Below are 22,239 nucleotides of genomic sequence, written 5' to 3' on the forward strand. Positions count from 1 at the left end.
TTTTAATATCAAAAAAGCCACATTGATTATACAATGCAGCTTTTCTTTTGAACATATTATTTATCTTTTCTTACGCCAAGCTTCTCTGTCCTGGGTCTTGCATTTCTTCTGAACTTATCGGCTGATGCCTTCTTATGCATTCCTGATGCGTCACGCATTCCACGATTATCTGATCCAAACTTGCCATCACGGCCACGGCCGTAGCCTGAACCCTTTCCGTCTCTATAGCCTCCGTCGCGTCTCTTTCCATCTCTTGAACCAAGTCCGTCACCGCGTCCTCGTCCATCCCGGTCTCCGCGTCCGTAACCACCTCTGCCGTCACGTCTGTCACGACTTCTCTGGCCTCTGTAAATATCACGTTTTCTGGGTTTGAGATCAAGCTCTTCGGGAGCTTTACCCATCTTAAGTCTCATAAGTCCGGCAGCAAGCTGTTCTATTGAATACTCATCCTCTGCAACCTTATCGTTAAGGAATTCAAGACAGTCAGTTATATCACCCGCCTCAATCAGATCAATAACCTCACTGAAAAGCTTTCTTGCCTTCGCTCTTGTTATTTCCTTTGCAGAAGGAATCTCGCCCTCTTCAATTTTTGTATGACAGATTCTCTCGATATCTCTGAGCTTGTACATCTCTCTGGGAGAAACAAGAGAGAATGACTGACCGCTCTTGCCGGCACGGCCGGTACGGCCGATTCTGTGCACATAGTACTCAATATCCTCAGGAATATCATAGTTGAAAACAGCAGTAACACCGCTTACATCGATGCCTCTGGCAGCAACATCAGTCGCTACAAGAAAATCAGCCTGACCGAATCTGAAAAGATTCATAACAGTATCCCTCTGGTACTGTGAAAGATCTCCGTGAAGCCCCTCTGCTCTGTATCCCTTGTTCTTAAGAATTCCTGTCAGTTCATCAACCTTCTTTTTTGTATTACAGAAAACCAGACTGCGTACAGGTTGATGGTATTCAATGAGTCTTGTGAGCACCTCTTCCTTAAAGGTTGTAGGAACAACATAATAATACTGCTCAATAGACTTAACAGTTATTTCCTTTGGAGTCATCTTAATGTACTCAGCATCATGCTGGTATTTTCTTGTTATCTGAAGGATAGGCTCAGGCATTGTTGCAGAGAACAGTGCCGTCTGTCTCTGCTCAGGCATTCCCTCAAGGATGGTTTCGATATCATCCCTGAAGCCCATATCCAGCATCTCATCTGCTTCATCAAGAACAAGAACACGTACGTCTGCCATTTTCATAGTATGGCGTCTCATATGGTCCATAACACGGCCCGGTGTACCAACAACTATCTGCACACCTGAGGATAAAGCACGGATTTGTCTTGAAATATCCTGCCCGCCATATACAGGAAGTACTTTTATACCATGCATATACTTACCAAAGCTTCTGATATCATCAGCAGCCTGCATGGCAAGCTCTCTTGTGGGACAAAGAACTACTGCCTGAAGGTGTCTGTTATCGGGATCAATCTTCTGAAGAAGCGGTATTCCGAATGCTGCCGTCTTTCCTGTACCGGTCTGGGCCTGTCCGATGATATCAACACCCTTCATCATTACAGGGATTGCTGCTTTCTGGATGGGAGACATGTACTCAAAACCCATCTCTGTGATTGCACGGAGTACTCTTTCATCAATACCTTCCGCCTCGTCATAGCGTATCTTCTCTTCTTCCTTTACCTCAGCTCTTTTTCCATCACTGTCCTTGTGTGAGGATTTCTTCTGATCCTTGCTGCCGGTAACTGCTTCTGAGATACCTTCGATATTCTTTTTAATTTCGTCTAAAATGTTTGACATATAACCTCTTTCCACGAAAAAGGGACGCACATTTTAAATGCCGTCCCCATTAAACATTCAAATTACACAATGCAAAACTATAACATCAATTTCAGTTTTACACAAGTAAATTATTTAGTTTCTTCAAAGCTAATTACATATCCCCACTCATTACATCTTTATTCTTAATAATGTAATCACAAAGAGAAATGATTGTAAGTGCAAGTGCTATGTACATAATAATCTGAGTCACAAGATTATAATAAGGTATCTTATCCCCAAGATCTGCAATCATCAAAATGACCATGAACATCTGGAAAGTAGTCTTGAACTTACCCCAGTAGCTTGCAGCAATAACACGGCCGTTTTCAACAGCGATAAGTCTGAAGCCACTTATAATAAACTCTCTAGCGATAATAATAACAACTATCCATGAGGGAATTTTACCAAGCTCTATCAGACAAATCATAGCACTGCAAACCAAAAGCTTATCGGCCAGTGGATCCATGAATTTTCCGAAATCCGTTACCAGATTATATTTTCTTGCAATCTTACCATCAGCCATATCGGTAAGCGAAGCAACTATGAATATTCCAAGTGCAATCCACTTATCAGCTGCGCCAAATATATTTGCAAGTAAAAATAAAACAAAAAACGGAATCAAAATAACTCTAATAACAGTAAGCTTATTCGGTAAATTCATTTTCATCGTCTTCCCCCTCTGTCAACTCCCCAATCAGGTCATAATCGTTTGAACCGGTTATAAGTACTTCCACAAACTGTCCGCTCATAAGGTCATATGGTACATTCATTATAAAAAGGTATCCATCAACATCGGGAGCGTCCATATATGTCCTTGCTACATATGTATTTCCTTCATAATCATCATCGTCATCATCGGTAATTCTTCCCTCAATAACAGCGCTGACAATCTGGCCAATACGATTTCTTGCAGCTTCGAAAGCAATTTCCTGCTGTATTTCCATTATATCATTGCGACGCTTTTCTTTCACCTCATCAGGAATCTGGTCAGGCATCTCTCCCGCAACAGTTTCCTCCTCCTGAGAATATGAAAAACATCCAAGCCTGTCGAACTTCATCTCTTTTACAAAGCTGAGAGTTTCTTCGTGGTCTGCCTCAGTCTCACCGGGAAAACCGGCAATCAGGGTTGTTCTGATACAAATGTCAGGAATCTTTGACCTTATCTGATTTATTCTGTCAGTAATTTCTTTTCTGTTTGTGGCTCTGCCCATCTGCTTCAAAATATGATCCGAGCCGCTCTGAATAGGAATATCAAGATAATTACATACCTTAGGCAATTCCTTAATGGTATCAATCAACTCACCAGTGATCTCTTCGGGATAGCAATACATTATTCTGATCCACTTAAGATCCTCTATCTCTGACAATTTACGTAGAAGTTCCGGTAATTTTTTTGCCCCGTAAAGATCCGTTCCGTAAAGTGTTGTCTCCTGTGCTACAAGAATAATTTCAGTAGTACCCTGAGAAACAAGCGCTTTAGCAGATTCGATAAGTTCCTCCATAGGAACGCTTCTGTATCTGCCTCTTACTTTAGGAATTACACAATAGGTACAATTTTTATTACAACCTTCAGCAATTTTAAGATAATTATACTGACCGCCGGTTGTCTGAATGCGCTTAAGATTACCATATGGCTTCTTATCTAAAGCATCAAGATATATTCTCTTTATTCCTGATGCTCCAATGTTTGAGCCAGTATCAGCTGTATCACTATTCTCTTCCAATACAGAATCAAGAGCCTCAACAATATGTTCCACAGAAGCAGTACCGATAATCCTGTCTACTTCAGGAATCTCCTTAAGTACTTCTTCTCTGTAGCGTTCCGCCAGGCACCCTGTTACAATAAGGGCCTTATATTTGCCGCTCTTTCTGTACTCTCCAAGTTCGATGATAGTATTGATACTTTCTTCTTTCGCATCACCAATAAAGCAGCATGTGTTTACCACTGCTGCTTCGGCTATTTCTTCATCATCTGTAAATTCATGTCCACGCTGTGAAAGCATTCCGAGCATAACTTCAGAATCAACACGGTTTTTATCACAGCCGAGAGATACAAATAATATTTTCATAGAATTATCGGGAAGTTAGGCTTCCTCTGTAGCTCCTTCATCCTTAGCATCAATAAGTGCTTCCTTCTCCTCATCAGAGAGAATTCTAAGCTTGTCAGCATTGAGCTCATCAACAGCGATTGAAAGGAATTTCTCCTTATCCTTAACTCTTACCATAGGCTCATCACCTGCAATAAGCTGTCTTGCTCTCTTGGCTGTTGCCATAACGATGGAATATCTTGAGCTGATGATAGGCTCATTTCCTTCCTCTACGTCCTTATTAACTACCTTCATAAGATCAACATATGATGGATGTATCATGTTATTCCTCCATTAAATAAAAAATATTTGTTATTTCAATTCGGCAAGCTGTGCCTGAATCTCATCAATAAATTCCTTATTGCGATCAGGGGTATAATGTGCTGCCTGAATTATCTCATGCATCTGTTTTACACATAGCTCAAGATTGTCGTTGATTACTATATTATCATACTCGTCAATACCCTGTCCCTCTTCTTTTGCCCGAAGGAGTCTTCCGTGTATGACATCTTCTGTTTCTGTGCCTCTTCCTCTAAGTCTTTTCTCCAATTCTTCAACTGAAGGAGGTGTTACAAAAAGAAGCAAAGCCTGTGGGAATTTCTTCTTTATCTGAAGAGCTCCCTGAATTTCAATTTCAAGAATCACATCTTTTCCGGCATCAAGCTTTTCCTGGACAAATTTCTTAGGCGTGCCATAGTAATTACCAACGTAGCAGGCATGCTCAACAAGGCCGTCCTCAGCAATAAGCTTTTCAAACTCTTCCTTACTCATGAAAAAGTATTCTCTTCCATTTTCTTCACCGGGTCTTGGATTTCTTGTTGTAGCTGATATCGATAAAGCATAATTATCATATCTCTTTATCAGCTCCTTCATAAGGGTTCCTTTACCGGCACCGGAAAAACCGGAAACAACTACAATAATTCCTTTATTTGACATATGACTCCATCCTGTCTTAAATAATTAACTCACTCAATATTCTGAATCTGCTCACGAACCTTCTCGACATCAGTTTTAAGGCTAATGCCCCTATCTGAAATCTCCAGATCCGTCGACTTTGACAAGATAGTATTTGATTCTCTATTCATCTCCTGCGCAAGGAAGTCCAGTTTTCTTCCAATTCCTTCCTTATCGTCGCCCTTATTAAGGGCATCCCTCATTGCTTTAATGTGGCTGCGAAGCCTTACCAGTTCTTCGTCAACACACACCTTATCCGCATAAAGTGTTACTTCCATGATAAGTCTGTTCTCATCAACCGCCTTATCCTCAAGAAGCTCCTTCACCTTATCGCGAAGCTTATTCCTGTATTCTTCGATGATGAGTGGTGATCTCTCTGTGATAAATTCTACACTTTCAAGCATACCTGCAAGCTTCTCATCCAGATCCTTATGAAGGAATTCTCCTTCCTTTCGTCTTGCAGCTGCAAACTCTTCACCGGCTCCGTCTATAGCCTTCTTAAGAGTACCCCACATCTCTTCCTCATCAAGCTCCATATCCTCCATGCTGAAAACATCGGGATACTTTGAAAGAGAGGAAACCCTGATATCATTATCAATTCCGAAGTCCTCGGACATCTGCTTCAGATACTGAAGATACTCAGCAGCAATTTCCTTATTATATTTTACTTTGGTATCTGTCTCGGAGAAATCCTCATAAGTTATGAAAACGTCAACCTTGCCACGTTTTACAAAAGTCTTAAGCTCATTTCTGATCTTTGACTCCAGAGCATTGAACTTTTTTGGCATCTTGATATTGATGTCAAGATAACGGTTATTCACGGATTTCATCTCAACCGTGAATTTATGCTTCTCATCAGCTACCTCACTTCTGCCGTAGCCAGTCATACTGAAAACCATATAAACCTCACAATCCGGCCGGATAAAGCCAACTATTTTAATCCGGATTATCTATTTGTCTGCAAAAAAATAATAATAGATACATCCTTTAATATAATAAAATGTAACCTATATTAAAGTCAATCATTTCTGCACGTATACTGCATTTCAGACTATTTCCTTTATACCTGAAATGTCAGTTCCAATAACCATGGAATAATTTGTATAGTAGACAACAAATCCCGGCTTTGCACCACCCGGCTTCTTAACATCCTTACGCCTTAAGTAATCAATTTCTACCTTATCCTGCTCTTTTCCCTTGGAGTAATAAGCAGCAAGTGAAGCAGCCTCTTCAAAGGTTCTGTCCGGAACCTCCTTACCTTCGGTAATCAGAACCACGTGGGATCCCGGAATACCCTTTGCATGGAACCACCAGTCGCCGCCATTTGCCATCTTGAATGTAAGCTCATCGTTCTGGTAGTTATTTTTCCCAACATAAATATGAAAGCCATCACTGCTTATATAATGGAACGGTTTACTCTTGGATTTCTGATTACGATTATTCTTGCCGTTTTTGCCCTTACCGTTTAGTCTGTCCGCAGCACTTCCCTTAATATATCCGCCTTCAACAAGCTCTCTTCTGATATCTGTAAGGTCATCCTCCTGGCGTGCTATGTCAAGTGAAGCTGCGATTGACTCAAGGTGTGAAACAGTCTGTGACACCTCCTGCATCTGAGTTTCAAGTGCCTCAGCAGTTCTTTTAAGCTTAGTATATCTGTCAAAATACTTCTTGGCATTCTGAGCAATTGTCATAGTCGGATCAAGAGGGATTGTCACATCCTTACCTGTATTGTAATCATTAACTGTAATCGACTTGGCATCAGGCTCCGCTCCATAGCCATATACGGTAAGAAGTTCTCCGTAAATTCTGTATTTATCCTTCTTTTCGGTATCCTTAAGCTGATTCGTCTGAAGATCCAGCGTTCTGACATTTCTTTCAAGTGCTGTTGCCACAAGCTTTCTGAGGTCAGAAGATTTCTGTCTTATTCTTGTTACGGTATTTTTTTCAGCGTAAAAATCCAAAAGAAGTGACGATATTTCATCATATTCTTTATATTCGGAATCATCTCCTCCGTGGTACATAGTCAGCGGTACTGCGGCATATTCCTTTGGTTTTTCATTTATATAAATAAGCTCAGGTAAGAATCTTCCCTCTTTTACATCAGACATTAGTCCGTCAAAGGAAGTCCATAGCTTTGAAAGTTCATCTGACTCAAGGGCTATAGCAGATTTATCGCTGTCAATTCCTGCTCTGAAGCATATCTCCTGTGAAATAATTGGGGATAAACCGGTGAATGAGCCATACAATGCTTTAAAAGCAGCCTGTCCCCTGGAAGGAATCACACTCATAAAGTCACCCTTCGATACAGACAGTGGATCAAATTTATTCTGAGTTTCAGGAACAAAATAATCTCTTCCGGGCAAAACCTCTCTGACGGAGCTTACAGAAGACGGAATGTGTTTAATTGAGTCAATTATCTTATTGTCCTCATCCACAAAAATTATGTTACTGTACTTTCCCATAAGTTCCATTAAAAGTGTCTTGTGACGAAGGTCCCCCATCTCATCAAGATGTTCAATTTCAATCCTGATTATTCGCTCAAGACCGGGCTGATGTACACCTATTATCTTACCGTTTTGGATATGTTTTCTAAGCAGCATACAGAAGTTCGGTGCTACCATAGGACTCTGCTTGTTTTCGTCAGTCATATATACAAGCGGCAAAGATGCATCGGAAGACATAAAAAGTCTGCGCTGTCCGCCGCCGTTTTCCACAGCCTTGCGAACAGTGATAAGAAGCTCATCTTTTTCTGTCTGGGCGATTTTATAGATTCTCCCGCCAAGTAATTCTGTTTTTAAGTCGCGCACTATGTTGGCGACGGTTATTCCATCAAATGCCATATCAATACCTTCTACACTCTTTATCCAGTAGGTCAAAATTAACGTAGTCTACAACTCTTCCGTTAGAGTTCTTAACAACGGCAAAATGAAGTCCCTTGCGTTCCATCATTACATTTTCGCCGTTAATTTCCAGCAGGAAGTCTTTGTCCTTGAAGCTGTCCCAGCTTCCCTTTAAGTGATAGGACACATTGTCGCCTACTGTACCTTCTATCTCTTTAAATTCCTTCGTAGCATAACTATCGTTAAGTTCATTATTTATAACAGCAACAAGGGTTATATCCTGTCCCTTTGGAATATCATCACTTATTCCAAGCTCTTTAAGTGCGGCTATATTCTCATCCGTAAGTCTCATTGCACCGCTCTTTCTGGTTGTAATAAATACGGTGTAATCACCGCTATCTGCGTAAGTTTTAAGTGACTTAAGATATTCCTGTATATCTGTCTGCTTAAGATAAATATCGCCTCTTTGCGTGAAAAGACTGATCTCAGAGCCGAGGGCGCCTTTACACAAAACATAAAAATCAGTATCTGAGGTGTCGATTTCAGATAACGGAATAGAGGTTTCATATGATCCATCAGACAGAAGGTTCATGTTATAAGTCATTACGCTGTCATAGTTGCCATTTACCCTGACATCAACCTGCATAGACTCTATTTTTTCCAGAACACCTTTTATATCTGAAACAACTATCTTTAATACGTCGCCCTCTTCAGTGATACTGCAGCTACAGGATGCACCTTCATAGTTCTGCTCCAGGGCCATCTCATCTGTTATTCCCGCAAGCTCATTCATGAAGTGAGACTTACGATCAAGCTCCTCTTTTTCGTACTCCATTCCGTACTTCTCAAGGAGCGTTTCCGTACCTGAAAACAGGTTTGTTCCAAGTCCAAGTCTGTTCCCTTCAATTTCAGCTCCGAGTGCCGCAATAGTTGTAGGAAACATATCAAAGGTAGTATATTCTCTGGCGGTTCTATCCTGAACCTGCGCATCGGCATTTATAAAGCAGGTGTAAACTTTTCTGGTGTAATCCTCAGGAATCTGTGTACAAAAATCAGCATCCATCGTGGGATGATCACCCACAAGAACTATTGTCGTATTTTCATAAAAATCCTGCTCTTTTATCCAGTTCACAAAATCAACAGCCTGTCTGCTTGCGCATGCAAAAACATTTGAATACTGATCATCGAATTCATTTTCACAAAGTCTGCATACATAGCCGTCCTCAAAGTGAGTATCAACCGTAAGAAGTGTCATGTTAAACGGCTCATCATTCTTGGATAATTCAAGAAGTCTGTTCTTAGCATATTCAAAAAGCTTCTCATCCTCGAAGCCCCACCATACACCATAGTCCTGCGGAATCCAGCCTGCATCCTTGGCATAGGGGTAATCGATAATATCAAAATCACCATGAGTCTTAAAGAAAAGCTCACGACCTCCAAATGTGGCATTGGAACCGCAAAGATATTCCTGATGATAGCCTTCATCCTTCAGAATATCTCCAAGGCCCTTTACTGTAGGGAAAAAACTCTCCTGATCCGACATACTGTTAGCATCTATGCTTATCTGAAGAGGAAGTCCTGTAGACTGGGCAAAAATAGCGCCCATTGTCCAGTCTGTACCGGGCATTGAAAAACCACCGTTCAAATTATCAGAGCCATCTCCAAAAAATTCATTTTCAAGAGCAAGTTCAGTAAGCTCAGGAATTCTGCTCTTTTCAAAACCGCCTCCGTGTTCCTTGTCCGTATCGGTGACCTCTGTGGATTCGAGATAAATATAGATAAGATTCCTCTTCTTTTCAGGAAATTCAACACTGACATTATTAGGATCAGCATAATTATCCTTAATAAAAGTAGATGCATGAAGCTGCTGGTCAATATATGAAGTCATATCAAGCTGAATCCATGTATATGCAATTGCAGCTATAAGCACAATTACACCTGTCATTGTGGCTATCAGATTTCTTTTTCCCTTAAGCGCATCCTTTGGGACAAAGGTAAGAAAAGCCAGAATAATCAAAGCAGCTATGCCCGCAGGCAAAAATGCCTTTAATATAAAGAGCTTAATCATAGCATGCGAAGTGCCTGAAAGAGACATTTTCACATTGAACATCAGCTCGTTTACAGTCATTGAACTCCAGGTATGAAAAAACCACCAGGATGTAAAAAACAATAAATACAAAAATCCAAGTATTACAGTAGCAATTAAGTTTCTAATTATATTTCTCTTTTTCACGAAAGCTCCCAAAAATGTTATAATCATTTGTGTTTTTCAAACTTAAATATTTTAGCATACAAACCTATCAAATATCAAAAATATCACTAATGATTAAGGACATCATTTCATGAATACTAATTCAAAAATCACAAAAATGACTATATCTGTTCTGTTAGTAATTCTTACATTCTCAGCCATGTTTTGCGGTTGTTCTGAAAAAGAGACGGTTACAACCGAAATAACTGATATGCGTCAAAAATTTTCGGATGAGAAATATATTATACATGCCTGCGGAGAAATTGCCGATGAATCCGGCGAAAAATATGACTACACAAATTCAAGGGAAGCTCTTGAAAATAGTTACTCCAAAGGTAACAGAATCGTCGAGATTGACTTCCATTATACCTCCGACCATGTTCTTGTCTGTGGGCATGCCTGGGGTGATCTTTACCTTGAGGGTAGGCAGGTCACACCGGGTGAAGCCCCGACATTTTCCGACTATCAAAAATGTAAGGTTCAGGACAAATTCACTGTTCTGACCTTTGATGATGTTGCTTCTTTCATGCAGCAGCATGAGGATTTGATTGTTGTAACCGACACGAAGGAAACAGATATCGACACATATAAGATGATTGCAGAAAATTACCCCGAGCTGGTAAACAGATTTGTAGTCCAGATATATCATGCCACGGAATATGACATGGTAAAAAAAGCGGGCTTTCCGTTTATCATCTATACCCTCTATGAGGCGACCGATGATGAATTAACGGAAAAAGCCCTACTAAAAGCAGCAAAGAAGCCGCTTATCGGATTCACTTTTCATACAGATCTTGCTGATGATGAGTCATTTATGACTATCATGGATAAAACCGATACTCCAAAATATGTTCACACTGTTAATGATACATCTAAGATAAATTCATATCTGGGTTCCGGAATTGCAGGAATATATACGGATTTGACCGATTTAAATACTAATTAGATCTTCAATCTCATCCCAGGCAAAATTCTTAAGAGCTTTATCCAGCCTGTCGACAAATTCTCTTTCTTTTGCAGGAAGCTTGCGCTTTTTTAACTCCTCTATAATCATCTCCGCACCATCATAATCCATGTTCCGTGATACCTCCGCCATGGATTTGTATGCATCCTCAAGCTCCGCATTATCAATAGGCTTTTTCTTATCCTCTGAGTCAGTATCTATCTCATCCAATATTGAGAGCTTTTCCTTGTAGCTTCTAAAAAGTGCTAAAAGCTTATCATTATTGTCATCAATAAATTCTATATCATCCTTTCTGCCGGCTTCTTCAAGCTCAAGTGCAAGGTCACAAAGTTCATATGCGCCAATAATTCTTGACGTGCTTTTCAGAGAATGAACCTTAATAGTATAAAAGCTTATATTCCCTTCCTTATAAGCGTCCTCTATCTCATCAGCCTTTATATCAATATTGTTATAAAAAGATGTAAGGAACTTAGTAAATAATTTTTCGTTGCCACAGGCTTCAAGTCCTGCACTTATTGTAATGCCATCTATTTTATTTAAAAATTCGTAATTATTCATTTCCATATTGCAAAAGAAACTATCCCCTCAAAAATATTACCCTCTTATTATACACTTAAGTCTTGCAAATTAAGAGTATAAAATTGCTCACTTATTAAAATCTTTTGCGAAAATAGGGCGGGCAGCCCGCAATAAAACGGACTGCCCTAAATGAAGAAAAAGAATGAATGAAGAAAGCAAAATTAAATATATCAATAATCATCCCCAAGCAATGCACCTTCTGTCGTGCTTGCCCAGTAGTAAGAATTCATGTAAACACCTCTAAAGGATTTAACAGCGTCCTCATCGCCATCAAGGAATTTATACATATCGCAATCTATAAGCTCCGGTCGGATTCTCATGGCACCGCTCTTAATCTCCAGGATATCACTTATATCATATTCACTTAGTGTATCCTTAAGGCTGCGGATTATTACATCCATTTGCTTTTGCATTGCTCTGTCGTACATACCATCTTCCCAGAGTGCCGCAAAGGCTTCTGCTCTTGTAACGCTTCCACCTTTATTATCTATAAGAAAAGCGAGTAATTCCTTAGATTTTGATCTCTTGAACACCACCGTCTCACCTTTAACAAATAAATCAAAATTTCCAAAGGTAAGCGCCTTTGCAATAGTTCCGGAATCCTCATCCCTGTTATCTATAACATATTGAACTTCCTGGAAAAGTTTATCTCTTGCTATAGGCTTAAGAAGATATCCGTCTGCGTGAATCGAGAATGCATCAACAGCATACTCTGAATATCCTGTAAGGAAAATAATCGAAGTCTGCGGACTTCTCTCCTTAATGATTTTCGCGAGAGTAAGTCCATCCATCTCAGGCATGTCAACATCAAGAAGTGCAAGCCCCACATTATTTTCATTCATATAATCCAGTGCTTCCTGTCCTGAGGAAAAACCTTTGACCTCATCAAACAGGCCAAAATCCTCAAGTAATGCTACAGCAAGCTCCAGAATCAAATTTTCATCGTCTACGCAAATTGCTTTCATCAACCTTCTCCATACTTGGTACTTTGATAGTCACAGTAGTTCCCACGTCTATTGTGCTCTCTACCTCAAGTTCTCCTCCGCAGAGACTTTCCAGTCTTTCTTTTATGGTTTTAAGACCATAATGTTCTTCATCAGCATTCATGTATTTATCTACATCAAAGCCTTTTCCGTTATCACGGACTATTATTTCATGATATCCATTCTCTGTCTTTACTATGATCCAGATACTTCCGGTTTTGCGGATTCTTACGCCGTGCCTTATCGCATTTTCAACAACAGGCTGAAGCGTTAGCGCCGGAAGTTCGAATTCCTCATCCTCTATATCGTAGTCAATTCTGATATTCGGGAAACGAATCATCTCAATCTCGGAATATACTCTTGTATGCTCAAATTCCTGCTTAAATGGAACCAGGCTGTTTTTATTAAGAGATCCGATATTATTCCTTAAATAGGTTCCGAATTTCTCAGCGGTTGTAAATGCTTTCTTTGGATCAGTAAGGCATAGCGCCTGAATCGTAGAAAGCGTATTATACATAAAATGAGGCTGTATCTGAGACATCATAATCTCAATTTTCTTATCATCCTCAAGTGCTTTGTCATGTTCCTTAACAAATTGCAGATGTAGCCATATATAGTAAAAAAGAGCGCCTGTCACAAGTCCAATCTGCAAAAAGGATACTCTTGAATCAAACATTCCGCTAATATCAAGCATTACACACATTATAATAATCAGTGCAATTATGGAAGGGAAAAAAGTAATAAACTTTTTTTCTTTCCAAAATTTTATTATCGGAATTGCGACCATCCATACAAGTAGTATACCACTTATAACATGACAGCTAAACCCAAGCGGTCCTCTCACAAAACGGTTTTCTTTCGTTATAGTAAAAGCAATATCCGTATACAAAGCTGTTGAATATATCATCAGGTTAAGAATAGCCAAAAGCCAGGGCTTTTTATCATCCGACTGTAATCGCATAAAAAGCACAATAATTATAGGCCTTGCGATATAGCAGAACATACTTGTAAGTGTTCGTGCAAATATCAAATTCTCATGTTGTTGACAATATATTTCAACCTGCGTAACTATTACAACGGAAAAGATAAGGATAACATTTTCAAATAAAATCATTCGCTTATCTTTTTTTATATACTTGTCTACCAGAATAACAGCAGCCAAACACAGGAGTTGTAAAAGCAACGACACGTTAAGAGTTATCATGCTCTGAAGCGCCAAATCCATACCACTAAATCTCCGTTGTCTGTATTATCCAAAAGGAGTGTAATCCAGATGATTGTAGTTCAATCTATCCTTATACATATTGAAGTCTTCTTCAGAAATATTCTCCCATGAATCCGACTCCGGATCAAAATTTAAGAAATAAGGATTTTCAGAATCCTCCTGACTATCATACTTAAGCGAATACTGTGGCATGAGCCTGGTTGTATTGGGCTCAATATCATATAATGTCCAAATAGTAATATCAGCTCCGCCGGAAGCTTCATTAACTATCATTCCTCCGTCATTTATAAAGTATCTGTCCCTTGCATAGCCTGATAAAACATGAACAGGCTCTCTGTCAGATACAGTGAAAATATCATATACAACGCCTTTCATTTCGCCCTCTATGATTTCTCCAACCATGAGCTCATCTACACCGTCAAAATTTATATCCATATAGGCATAGCCTGTCTTTTTTAACGGATCATCACCTGACTGCTTTATGGCAAAATACATTGAACTAAGCCCCATCTCTTCAAGCTTTGTAGCATCATAACCTTCTTCTAAAGCAGTTCTTATCTCATCAATTACTGAAACATATATATCCTCACCCTTAGTTCCGGCACCATAATCAAAGCTGCCCATGTCGAAAGGTTCAAGAGTCTTAACCACTTCCTCAAAGCTATCTTCCAACTTCTTATAAGAATCAGGCATTTCTTCACTCTTAGTGTAATCCCACTGAACATCTGAAGGAAAATCTCTGACTACATCATAGACGGTTCCGTCGGAGAGTGTCATCTCTCCAACCTTTTTATCCATTCCACCAGCATATTCTTTAGGCTCCTTATAAACAGATATACTGAAAACAAAGCCACCGAAGCCGGCTTCCTTAGCGTCCTTATCATAAATATAAATTGCATCCTTTGAGGAAAATGCCACGTAAGTATCCTTTGTATCTTCAGGCATGCGAACAGAGAAAAGACCATTGGAGATTGTTCCGTCTTCTCCCGGCTTTATCTCATCAAGATTTGAATAATAATCCAGTAACTCATCAGGTTCTTCCGAAGAAACCTCACCGGAATCGGGCTCCGATGCTAATGGTGTCTTATCTTCCCCAACTGCTATTACATCTGAATTGTTAATATCTGTATTTGATGCAGGATTAGCATTACCACAAGCTGTTGCTACAAGTAAAAATCCGGATAAAAGCGAAACAATAAGATTTTTTTTCATTATATAGTCTCCCCTCGTCATAAGAATTTTATTCTACATAACTTTGATGACTATATATTAAATTATAGTGTCCAACAAATGTCCAACATACTCATTCTCGTTCTTTTCAATGAGAAAGAACAAAGCTTTTCTCCTGACATATGCCATTATACATGACAGAATAATTCCTCCTCCAAATACAAAAAAAGACTTAAACACAACCTCTTCCGGAAGCGGATTCAGGTACCAGTTAGGCCCGGGTTTCATGTATGTTCCAAGAGCATCTGCTATAAACATCCCAAAAAAGCAATGGTACATCAGAATAATCAGAGAGTTTTTTCCCATCCAGGAAAATACTGAGGATAAACCGTAAGTTTTAGATAATAATTTGCAGATAAAAATATAAGCAAACCCGCAGATAAGGCACTCTCCTATAAAAACAATAGGCGTAATAATTCCAAAATAGCCAAAATCACCTGCATAAATGTTGTCACATCCGCCTTTTTTAAACAAAAGCCAGAATACATAAATACAAAAGACAGAGACAATCAAAGCTATAACAGGATTTATTTTTAATATCCTTTCATAAATATTCTTCTTCCTTATAAATGCGCCTATCATTAACAACACTGCAAATATAGGGGACATACCAAGGCTCCAGGGCAGGGGTTTAAAAGCTTGTGTAAAAAAAGTTCCCGTAACCAGTAGTGCAACTACAGTAATGATCATATATGACGATTTTGAAAAGGCAGTGCCTACAACATTGTAAAAAATTATATAAGCCCATATCATGGCCCATATGAACCAGACGGGTGAAAGCTGAAAAAAAAGCCACCCGCCTGTAATACTCTTATAGTAAAAAGCATTGGTAAATTCAGGACGAAAGAAAGTTACTATATAATCATCAATTACATCCATAACCGTATAGTCATGAACTAAGACAAAATATATTCCGCCTACTAAATGAAGAACCGTCATTGTTACAAAGGCCGGCATAAAGAGTCTGATTACTCTATATCTTAAGACTTCCAGTCTGTTATCATAGTCTGTTTTATAAAAATATCCTGAAATCACAAAATAAAAAGGGATTATAAACCATATACAGGAGCGAATAATATCATCAAAAAGGCCTCCCTGTTCCCTGTATATCAGATGATAGGCCGCAATCATACACATACCAAGACCCTTTGCAATATCAAGAACCTTGTTTCTCTCCCCAACATTTGAAACCATTAAAAAAATTTACCCCCTGTAGAAAAATGATAACATAGTGATGTCATCAAACTGATCAGCTTCTCCCACGAATTCATCTATATCTTTTCGTACTGTATCTATCAGTTCCTTAGGGTCATCACTCTTGCATTTATTCAGAGCAGTTGCAACTCTGTCAACGCCAAATAACTCATGACAGGTATTTTCAGCTTCCGTAACACCATCAGTATATACAAACAGTGAATCTCCTGGTTCCAGCTTAAATTCGTGCTCTCGGAATTTCATATCTTCAAGCATGCCAAGTGGCTGTGAGTGCTTGTAGATTACAGGCTTAAACTCACCGCCTTTATGTCTTAAAATAGGATGCTCATGCCCTGCATTTGCTGCAATACCCTCACCTGTTTTCAGATTTATTACCGCAAGCCATACAGTCACAAAGAACTGCTCGTTATTTCCTTCGCACAGTGTATTATTTACATCGTAGAATATTTCTGCAGGACTACCCTTTTTGGAGCTTGTCCGTATTTTTATAAGTGTCTTTGCAATCACCATGAAAAGAGCTGCCGGAACACCTTTACCCGAAACGTCAGCAATAACAAGAGCCAGATGATCATCATCAACAAAGAAAAAGTCATAAAAATCACCACCAACTTCCTTTGCAGGATCCATGTTTGCATAAATGTCAAACTCTGTTCTGTCAGGAAAAGGAGGGAATTCTCTTGGCAGCATATCTTCCTGAATTCTGGTAGCAACGTTAAGCTCAGCTCCGATTCTTTCCTTCTCTGCTGTGACCTTTTTTACCTCTTTGATATAATTATCAATTTCAAGCGCCATATTGGAAAAGCTTTCGGAAAGGCGCCCTATTTCATTATTCAGCTTTACCCGTGAAAGATTCTTTACTACCTCTGCACTGTTTTTCGTATCTTCGTAGTAATCCACGTTGTTTTTAACTTTTCTTAAGGGGATTGTTACATATACTTTTATAAAGATCAGACATACAATAGCAAAAATCAGCTGGAATAAAAGGACATACATGGTACCTTGTACAGTAGCACCCAGTATCTCCTTGTTAACTTCCTGAATACTATACGTAAGCCCAAGAAAAACATGATACCCGTCTATATCAAATAAAGGCTCATATCTGTCCACATATCCATTCGATTCGGCCATACTATAGGAATCGCGTATTGTCTGTTTTAATAATTCTCTCTGGGATTCTGTAAAAGTCACAGTCGTACCAAGTAAATAGTAATCGCCAAAGTTATTACTGCGTTTACCTTTACCGTCCGAACCGTTTAATAAGAATATACATTTCTGAAAATCGTTATCAGCGGCCATACAATATATATAATTTATCTTATATGCGATAAGCATATTATTCATACGAATGAGACAGTTGTTGTATACTATCTCCGCATATGCTTTTTTATCAGCTTCGAATAAATTATCAATATCTGCTATAGTTGCTGTTGTAAAAGAAAAACCGGGATTATCTTTCAGAAATTTTTTTGCTTTTTCCCTGGTCAATTCCTTACTATCATATTCGACATCCAAATCATCAAGATGCTCAAGCCAGTATTCCATAATATAGTCTATGGATTCATACTGGCATAAATAAGCACCCAGATCATCAAAAAGGTTCTCAGCCTGATGAACCTTCTGAGTCATGATATTTCTTTTAGAAATTGATGAAATTGTAAACCATGAAACAATTCCTATGATAATAGTCCCTACCAGGAAAAAAATAAGAACTTCATAAAAAACACTTACTTCAAGTTTTCCGTTTTCCTTATTAATCTTTTCCGACATATGCCCCCCTCTGGCAAGTCAAAAGTCCGAATAATAATTATTTTAGTTTTTCATAATATGTGTCTTTTTTAAGATTCTAACAAGTTTTGTTCCTTTAGGAAAGCCCAAAAGTTCTGTTTCTGTTACGCCCTTTGTTCTGACCATACCTATAGCATATACGATAACGCCGGTAAAAATCGCAATTGCAACAGAAATCAGATTAACAAAATATTCCCTGTTCATAGCCATTCCAAGCAGCATGCTAAAAAGCTTATATATGCCAAATGCCACTCCACCCATTGCTATGGAAGCACCTGTAGGAATTATATACATTTTCATAATGTCGTATTTCATGTCCAGAGTCTTGGAAACCGCATGTTCATTAAGCACACACATCAGGAATGAATAAACAATCGTGACAATCGCCAATGCCTTATTACCAAGATCTGTATACAGCAGCATAACAACAAGTAAAACAGTCTGAATAACAAGAGCAATTGCAGCATTTATTGCAGGAATATTTACCCTTCCAATTCCCTGTAAAATAGCATTGCTTACAGTGGAAATAGAATAAAAAACAACGGTAATTGCAAGCATCTGCATTAATACTCCCGCTTCATGAAGAGTTGATTTCTGCGGAAACATGAGCATTATGATAGGATCTGCCAAGGCAAAAAGTCCAACCGCAGAAGGAATTGCTATCATATTGATCATTCTGTAAACCTTCTTGATCATCTGCTCTGTGCTGTCATAATTTTTCTGAGCATAATAAGTTGAGATACTCGGCATAATAGTTGCAGCAGCAGCTGCTGCAATGGAAGTAGGGAAATTGGAAATTACAAGAGCCTTTCTCGAATAAACTCCCAGCCTTGTTACAACCTCATTATGAGGAATTTCCTTACTGTAGGTCATAATTTTTGAAAACAAAGTATAGTTAAGAGTGTTTGAAAAATTATAAATCGCAGTGCTGAGAACAATTGGAGTCACTATCATTATCAGAAGAATAAAGATCTCTCTGTACCCCAAGTCTTCATGCTTGTCATGTATTACTTTTCTCTTAATGGAATCGCGATTTATGTTGTAGACAAAAAGCATAAATAGCAGAGCAATAACAACACCTGAGCCTGTTCCGAGAGCACTGCCTATTGCACCGTACATAGCCTTTACAGATTCATCACCGTTTCTTGAAATTGCAAGCTTTACAAGAAAGTATGCTGCTCCCACAGATACAAACGCATTGAGAAACTGCTCCACAAGCTGAGATACACTGGTCGGAACCATTGTGCGATGCGCCTGGAAATATCCTCTTAGTACACCAAGAGGTCCAAATATGAAAATTATAGGTGCAAAGAACCTGAGTACCGGAATCGAGTAACCATCCACAAGAAGCGGCGCTCCAAAAAATACAAACAGAGTTCCCACTCCTCCGACTACAAATACATAAATAAGCGCACAGTGAAAGATTCGCTGTGCGTTGCGATACTCATGTACCGCTAGCCTCTGCGATATAATCTTACTCATCGCAGAGGGGATACTATATGACGAAATCAGAAGTACAATAGAGTATATCTGATATGCGGTACTGTAATATCCATTACCCTCATCACCGATAATGCCGGTTAGAGGAGCCTGATATAAAAGTCCTATTATTCTGGATATAAAACCTGCTGTTGCAAGGATTGACCCCTGCACAATAATACTTTTCTTTTTACTCATTTTAATTAAGGTCTAAGCCAATCGTACATCTCCTGATATTTGGATGCCGATACCTCCCATGAGAAATTGGCAGCCATTGCACGATCTATCATCTTGTTCCATTCACGCTTGTTGTCGTAATATACTCTCTCAGCCTCGCGAACGGTGCGCATCATCTCATGCGCGTTGTAATTAAGGAATCCGAATCCGGTTCCTGTGCTCTCATACTGATTATAAGGTTCAACAGTGTCCTTAAGTCCGCCTGTCTGTCTTACAATCGGGATAGAGCCATATCTAAGAGCCATGAGCTGTGATAATCCGCAGGGCTCAAAGAGTGACGGCATAAGGAATGCATCCGAAGCCGCATATATTTTATGTGATAACGGATTAGAATAGAATATGTTTGCTGAGATCTTATCAGAATACTTCCACGCGAAGTGTCTGAACATATTCTCATACTGTTCCTCACCTGTTCCGAGAACTACTATCTGAATAGCATCCTGGCAAAGCTCATCGAGAACATAAGCAATAAGGTCAAAGCCCTTCTGGTCGGTAAGTCGTGAAATAATACCGATCATCATTGTCTTTTCATCTTCAGGAAGGCCAAGCTCTTTCTGAAGTGCTCTCTTATTCTTAACCTTTTCCTTACGGAAATTAATTGCATTGAAAGGATACTCAAGGAATTTATCTGTCTCGGGATTAAAATCAGTATAATCTATACCGTTTACAATTCCTCGAAGATCATTTGCCCTTGCTCTCAAAAGTCCGTCAAGACCTTCTCCGAAGAACTCGGTCTTAATCTCGTCTGCATAAGTGCTGCTTACAGTGGTAATTGCATCAGCATAAACAATACCACCCTTTAAAAGATTGGCATCCTTATAATATCCAAGCTTATCCGGAGTGAAATAATAATCCGGGAGTCCTGTAATATCCTGCACATCCTTGGCATCCCATTTACCCTGGAATTTAAGGTTATGGATAGTCATTATGGACTTGATTCCACGGAAGAACTCATTACCCTGGAATCTCTCTTTAAGGTAAACAGGTATAAGGCCGGTCTGCCAATCGTGACAATGAATAATGTCAGGCCTGAAGCCTATAACCGGAAGAATTGAAAGAGCTGCCTTACTAAAGAAGGTGAATTTCTCAATCTCCCATATTACATCACCGCCATAGGGTGCCATTCCACCGAAAAAGTACTCGTTATCTATAAAATAATAATGTACGCCATCAACTTCCGCATGGAAAATACCTACATACTCACTTTTCCAGTGAAAATCCATGTAAAAGTTTGATACATATTCAAGCTTATCCTTCATCTCCTGAGCCATGCAGGTATACTTTGGAAGGATAACCCTTACATCAAAATATCTCTTATCAATATCCTTGGGAAGTGATCCGACAACATCTGCCAAACCGCCTGTTTTAATAAATGGTACGCCTTCTGATGCTACAAATAAAATGTTCTTCATGTATTGCCTCCCTCATTGGAAGAATTTTTTATTATATTTTTCGTAAATCAGTCTTCAGATGCCTTGTACTTCGCAGACTGCATAGCTATAAGCTCCTCATCAGAGAAATAATCAATTCTCATAGCCTTCTTGACATCACTAAGTGTCTTGGCAGCAACTTCTTCTGCCACCTCAGATCCCTTCTTAATAACATCATATACATAAGGAATATCCTTCTGGAATTCCTCTCTGCGCTTTCTGATAGGTTCAAGCTCAGACTGAAGTACATTGTTAAGGAATTTCTTAACCTTAACATCACCAAGACCGCCTCTCTTGTAATGAGCCTTCATCTCATCAAGGTTAGCATAATCCGGTGCAAATTCCGCAAAGTGCTCATCTCTTGCAAAAGCATCAAGATAAATAAATACCGGATTGTTCTCAACTTCACCGGGATCCTCAACTCTAAGGTGGTTAGGATCTGTAAACATGCCCATTACCTTCTTCTTGATCATATCAGGTGACTCTGAAAGGTAAATGCAGTTGCCAAGTGATTTACTCATCTTGGCTGTTCCATCCGTACCCGGAAGTCTTAAGCATGCAGCGTTATCAGGGAGCAGTATATTGGGCTCTACAAGAGCCTCTCCATATACAGAGTTGAATTTACGAACAATCTCTCTGCACTGCTCGATCATAGGCTCCTGATCCTCACCTACAGGAACAGTTGTAGCCTTAAAGGCTGTAATATCAGCAGCCTGACTTATAGGATATGTAAAAAATCCAACCGGAATACTTGTCTCAAAATTACGCATCTGTATCTCTGACTTAACAGTGGGATTTCTCTGAAGTCTTGATACAGTAACAAGATTCATGTAATAAAATGAAAGCTCTGTAAGCTCCGGAATCTGTGACTGTACAAAAAGAGTGCTCTTAGCAGGATCAAGACCAACCGCAAGATAATCAAGAGCAACCTCTATTACATTCTCTCTTACCTTATCCGGATTCTCTGCATTGTCAGTGAGCGCCTGAGCATCTGCAATCATTATGAAAATATCATCAAACTCACCGGAATTTTGGAGCTCAACTCTTCTTCGAAGTGAGCCGACATAGTGTCCGACATGAAGTTTGCCGGTCGGACGATCGCCGGTCAAAATAACTTTACGCATAACCTTTTTTCATCTCCTCGTTAA

The 22,239-nt window shown here is 39.3% G+C and carries 18 protein-coding genes; 1 reads left to right on the forward strand and 17 read right to left on the reverse strand.

Annotated elements, in window-relative coordinates:
• Nucleotides 1–56: 56 nt before the first annotated feature.
• The 8 genes from G602_RS27435 to G602_RS29280 all read right to left on the reverse strand — a co-directional run bounded on the left by G602_RS27435 (nt 57) and on the right by G602_RS29280 (nt 9,946).
• Nucleotides 57–1,811 (reverse strand): DEAD/DEAH box helicase, encoded by a 1,755-nt coding sequence (locus G602_RS27435; RefSeq protein ID WP_081676071.1) that lies wholly within the window; start codon nt 1,809–1,811, stop codon nt 57–59.
• Nucleotides 1,812–1,944: 133 nt separating this feature from the next.
• Nucleotides 1,945–2,493 carry a CDP-diacylglycerol--glycerol-3-phosphate 3-phosphatidyltransferase gene (gene pgsA, locus G602_RS0118350; protein WP_026660273.1) on the reverse strand — a complete coding sequence of 183 codons (549 nt, stop codon included), beginning with the start codon at nt 2,491–2,493 and terminating at the stop codon, nt 1,945–1,947.
• Nucleotides 2,477–3,901, reverse strand: coding sequence for a 30S ribosomal protein S12 methylthiotransferase RimO (rimO, locus tag G602_RS0118355; protein ID WP_026660274.1), 1,425 nt, complete (start codon nt 3,899–3,901; stop codon nt 2,477–2,479). The genes pgsA and rimO overlap by 17 nt, the downstream gene beginning before the upstream one ends.
• A gap of 15 nt (nt 3,902–3,916) precedes the next feature.
• Entirely contained in the window at nt 3,917–4,201 is a 285-nt protein-coding gene (gene rpoZ, locus G602_RS0118360; protein WP_026660276.1) for a DNA-directed RNA polymerase subunit omega, read from the reverse strand.
• Between the two features lie 30 nt (nt 4,202–4,231).
• Nucleotides 4,232–4,855, reverse strand: coding sequence for a guanylate kinase (gmk, locus tag G602_RS0118365; protein WP_026660277.1), 624 nt, complete (start codon nt 4,853–4,855; stop codon nt 4,232–4,234).
• Nucleotides 4,856–4,884: 29 nt separating this feature from the next.
• Nucleotides 4,885–5,772 (reverse strand): YicC/YloC family endoribonuclease, encoded by an 888-nt coding sequence (locus G602_RS0118370; protein WP_026660278.1) that lies wholly within the window; start codon nt 5,770–5,772, stop codon nt 4,885–4,887.
• A 147-nt stretch (nt 5,773–5,919) separates the two neighbouring features.
• A complete protein-coding gene (locus tag G602_RS0118375) occupies nt 5,920–7,713 on the reverse strand; it encodes an Rqc2 family fibronectin-binding protein (RefSeq protein WP_026660280.1) in 1,794 nt (597 codons plus the stop codon).
• A gap of 1 nt (nt 7,714) precedes the next feature.
• On the reverse strand, nt 7,715–9,946 hold the full coding sequence (locus G602_RS29280; protein ID WP_196808722.1) for a sulfatase-like hydrolase/transferase: 2,232 nt from the start codon (nt 9,944–9,946) through the stop codon (nt 7,715–7,717).
• Nucleotides 9,947–10,055: 109 nt separating this feature from the next.
• Between G602_RS29280 and G602_RS0118385 the strand changes: the two genes are divergently transcribed.
• Nucleotides 10,056–10,910 carry a glycerophosphodiester phosphodiesterase family protein gene (locus G602_RS0118385; RefSeq protein WP_026660281.1) on the forward strand — a complete coding sequence of 285 codons (855 nt, stop codon included), beginning with the start codon at nt 10,056–10,058 and terminating at the stop codon, nt 10,908–10,910.
• On the opposite strand, the gene G602_RS0118390 is transcribed toward G602_RS0118385, so the two are convergent.
• From G602_RS0118390 to trpS, 9 genes are all read right to left on the reverse strand, one after another.
• Entirely contained in the window at nt 10,896–11,492 is a 597-nt protein-coding gene (locus G602_RS0118390) for an Hpt domain-containing protein (protein WP_026660282.1), read from the reverse strand. The genes G602_RS0118385 and G602_RS0118390 overlap by 15 nt on opposite strands.
• Before the next feature lie 185 nt (nt 11,493–11,677).
• A complete protein-coding gene (locus G602_RS0118395; RefSeq protein ID WP_026660283.1) occupies nt 11,678–12,472 on the reverse strand; it encodes a response regulator in 795 nt (264 codons plus the stop codon).
• The gene (locus tag G602_RS29285; protein ID WP_049945327.1) at nt 12,447–13,715 is read right to left on the reverse strand and encodes a sensor histidine kinase; all 1,269 of its coding nucleotides are present in this window, start codon (nt 13,713–13,715) and stop codon (nt 12,447–12,449) included. Before G602_RS29285 ends, G602_RS0118395 begins: the two co-directional genes overlap by 26 nt.
• A 24-nt stretch (nt 13,716–13,739) precedes the next feature.
• Complete coding sequence (locus tag G602_RS0118405; RefSeq protein ID WP_026660284.1) at nt 13,740–14,927, reverse strand: hypothetical protein; 1,188 nt, start codon at nt 14,925–14,927, stop codon at nt 13,740–13,742.
• Between the two features lie 57 nt (nt 14,928–14,984).
• Nucleotides 14,985–16,139 (reverse strand): acyltransferase family protein, encoded by a 1,155-nt coding sequence (locus tag G602_RS0118410; RefSeq protein ID WP_026660285.1) that lies wholly within the window; start codon nt 16,137–16,139, stop codon nt 14,985–14,987.
• Between the two features lie 9 nt (nt 16,140–16,148).
• On the reverse strand, nt 16,149–17,927 hold the full coding sequence (locus G602_RS29290; protein WP_049945328.1) for a SpoIIE family protein phosphatase: 1,779 nt from the start codon (nt 17,925–17,927) through the stop codon (nt 16,149–16,151).
• Nucleotides 17,928–17,969: 42 nt separating this feature from the next.
• Nucleotides 17,970–19,622 (reverse strand): putative polysaccharide biosynthesis protein, encoded by a 1,653-nt coding sequence (locus G602_RS0118420; protein WP_026660286.1) that lies wholly within the window; start codon nt 19,620–19,622, stop codon nt 17,970–17,972.
• Nucleotides 19,623–19,627: 5 nt separating this feature from the next.
• Entirely contained in the window at nt 19,628–21,073 is a 1,446-nt protein-coding gene (gene glgA / locus G602_RS0118425) for a glycogen synthase GlgA (protein WP_026660287.1), read from the reverse strand.
• Between the two features lie 47 nt (nt 21,074–21,120).
• Nucleotides 21,121–22,215, reverse strand: a complete 1,095-nt coding sequence (gene trpS, locus G602_RS0118430) for a tryptophan--tRNA ligase (protein WP_026660288.1) — start codon at nt 22,213–22,215, stop codon at nt 21,121–21,123.
• Nucleotides 22,216–22,239 lie beyond the last annotated feature (24 nt).

The organism is Butyrivibrio sp. AC2005, assembly GCF_000424145.1.
In the GTDB taxonomy this organism is placed as follows: domain Bacteria; phylum Bacillota; class Clostridia; order Lachnospirales; family Lachnospiraceae; genus Butyrivibrio.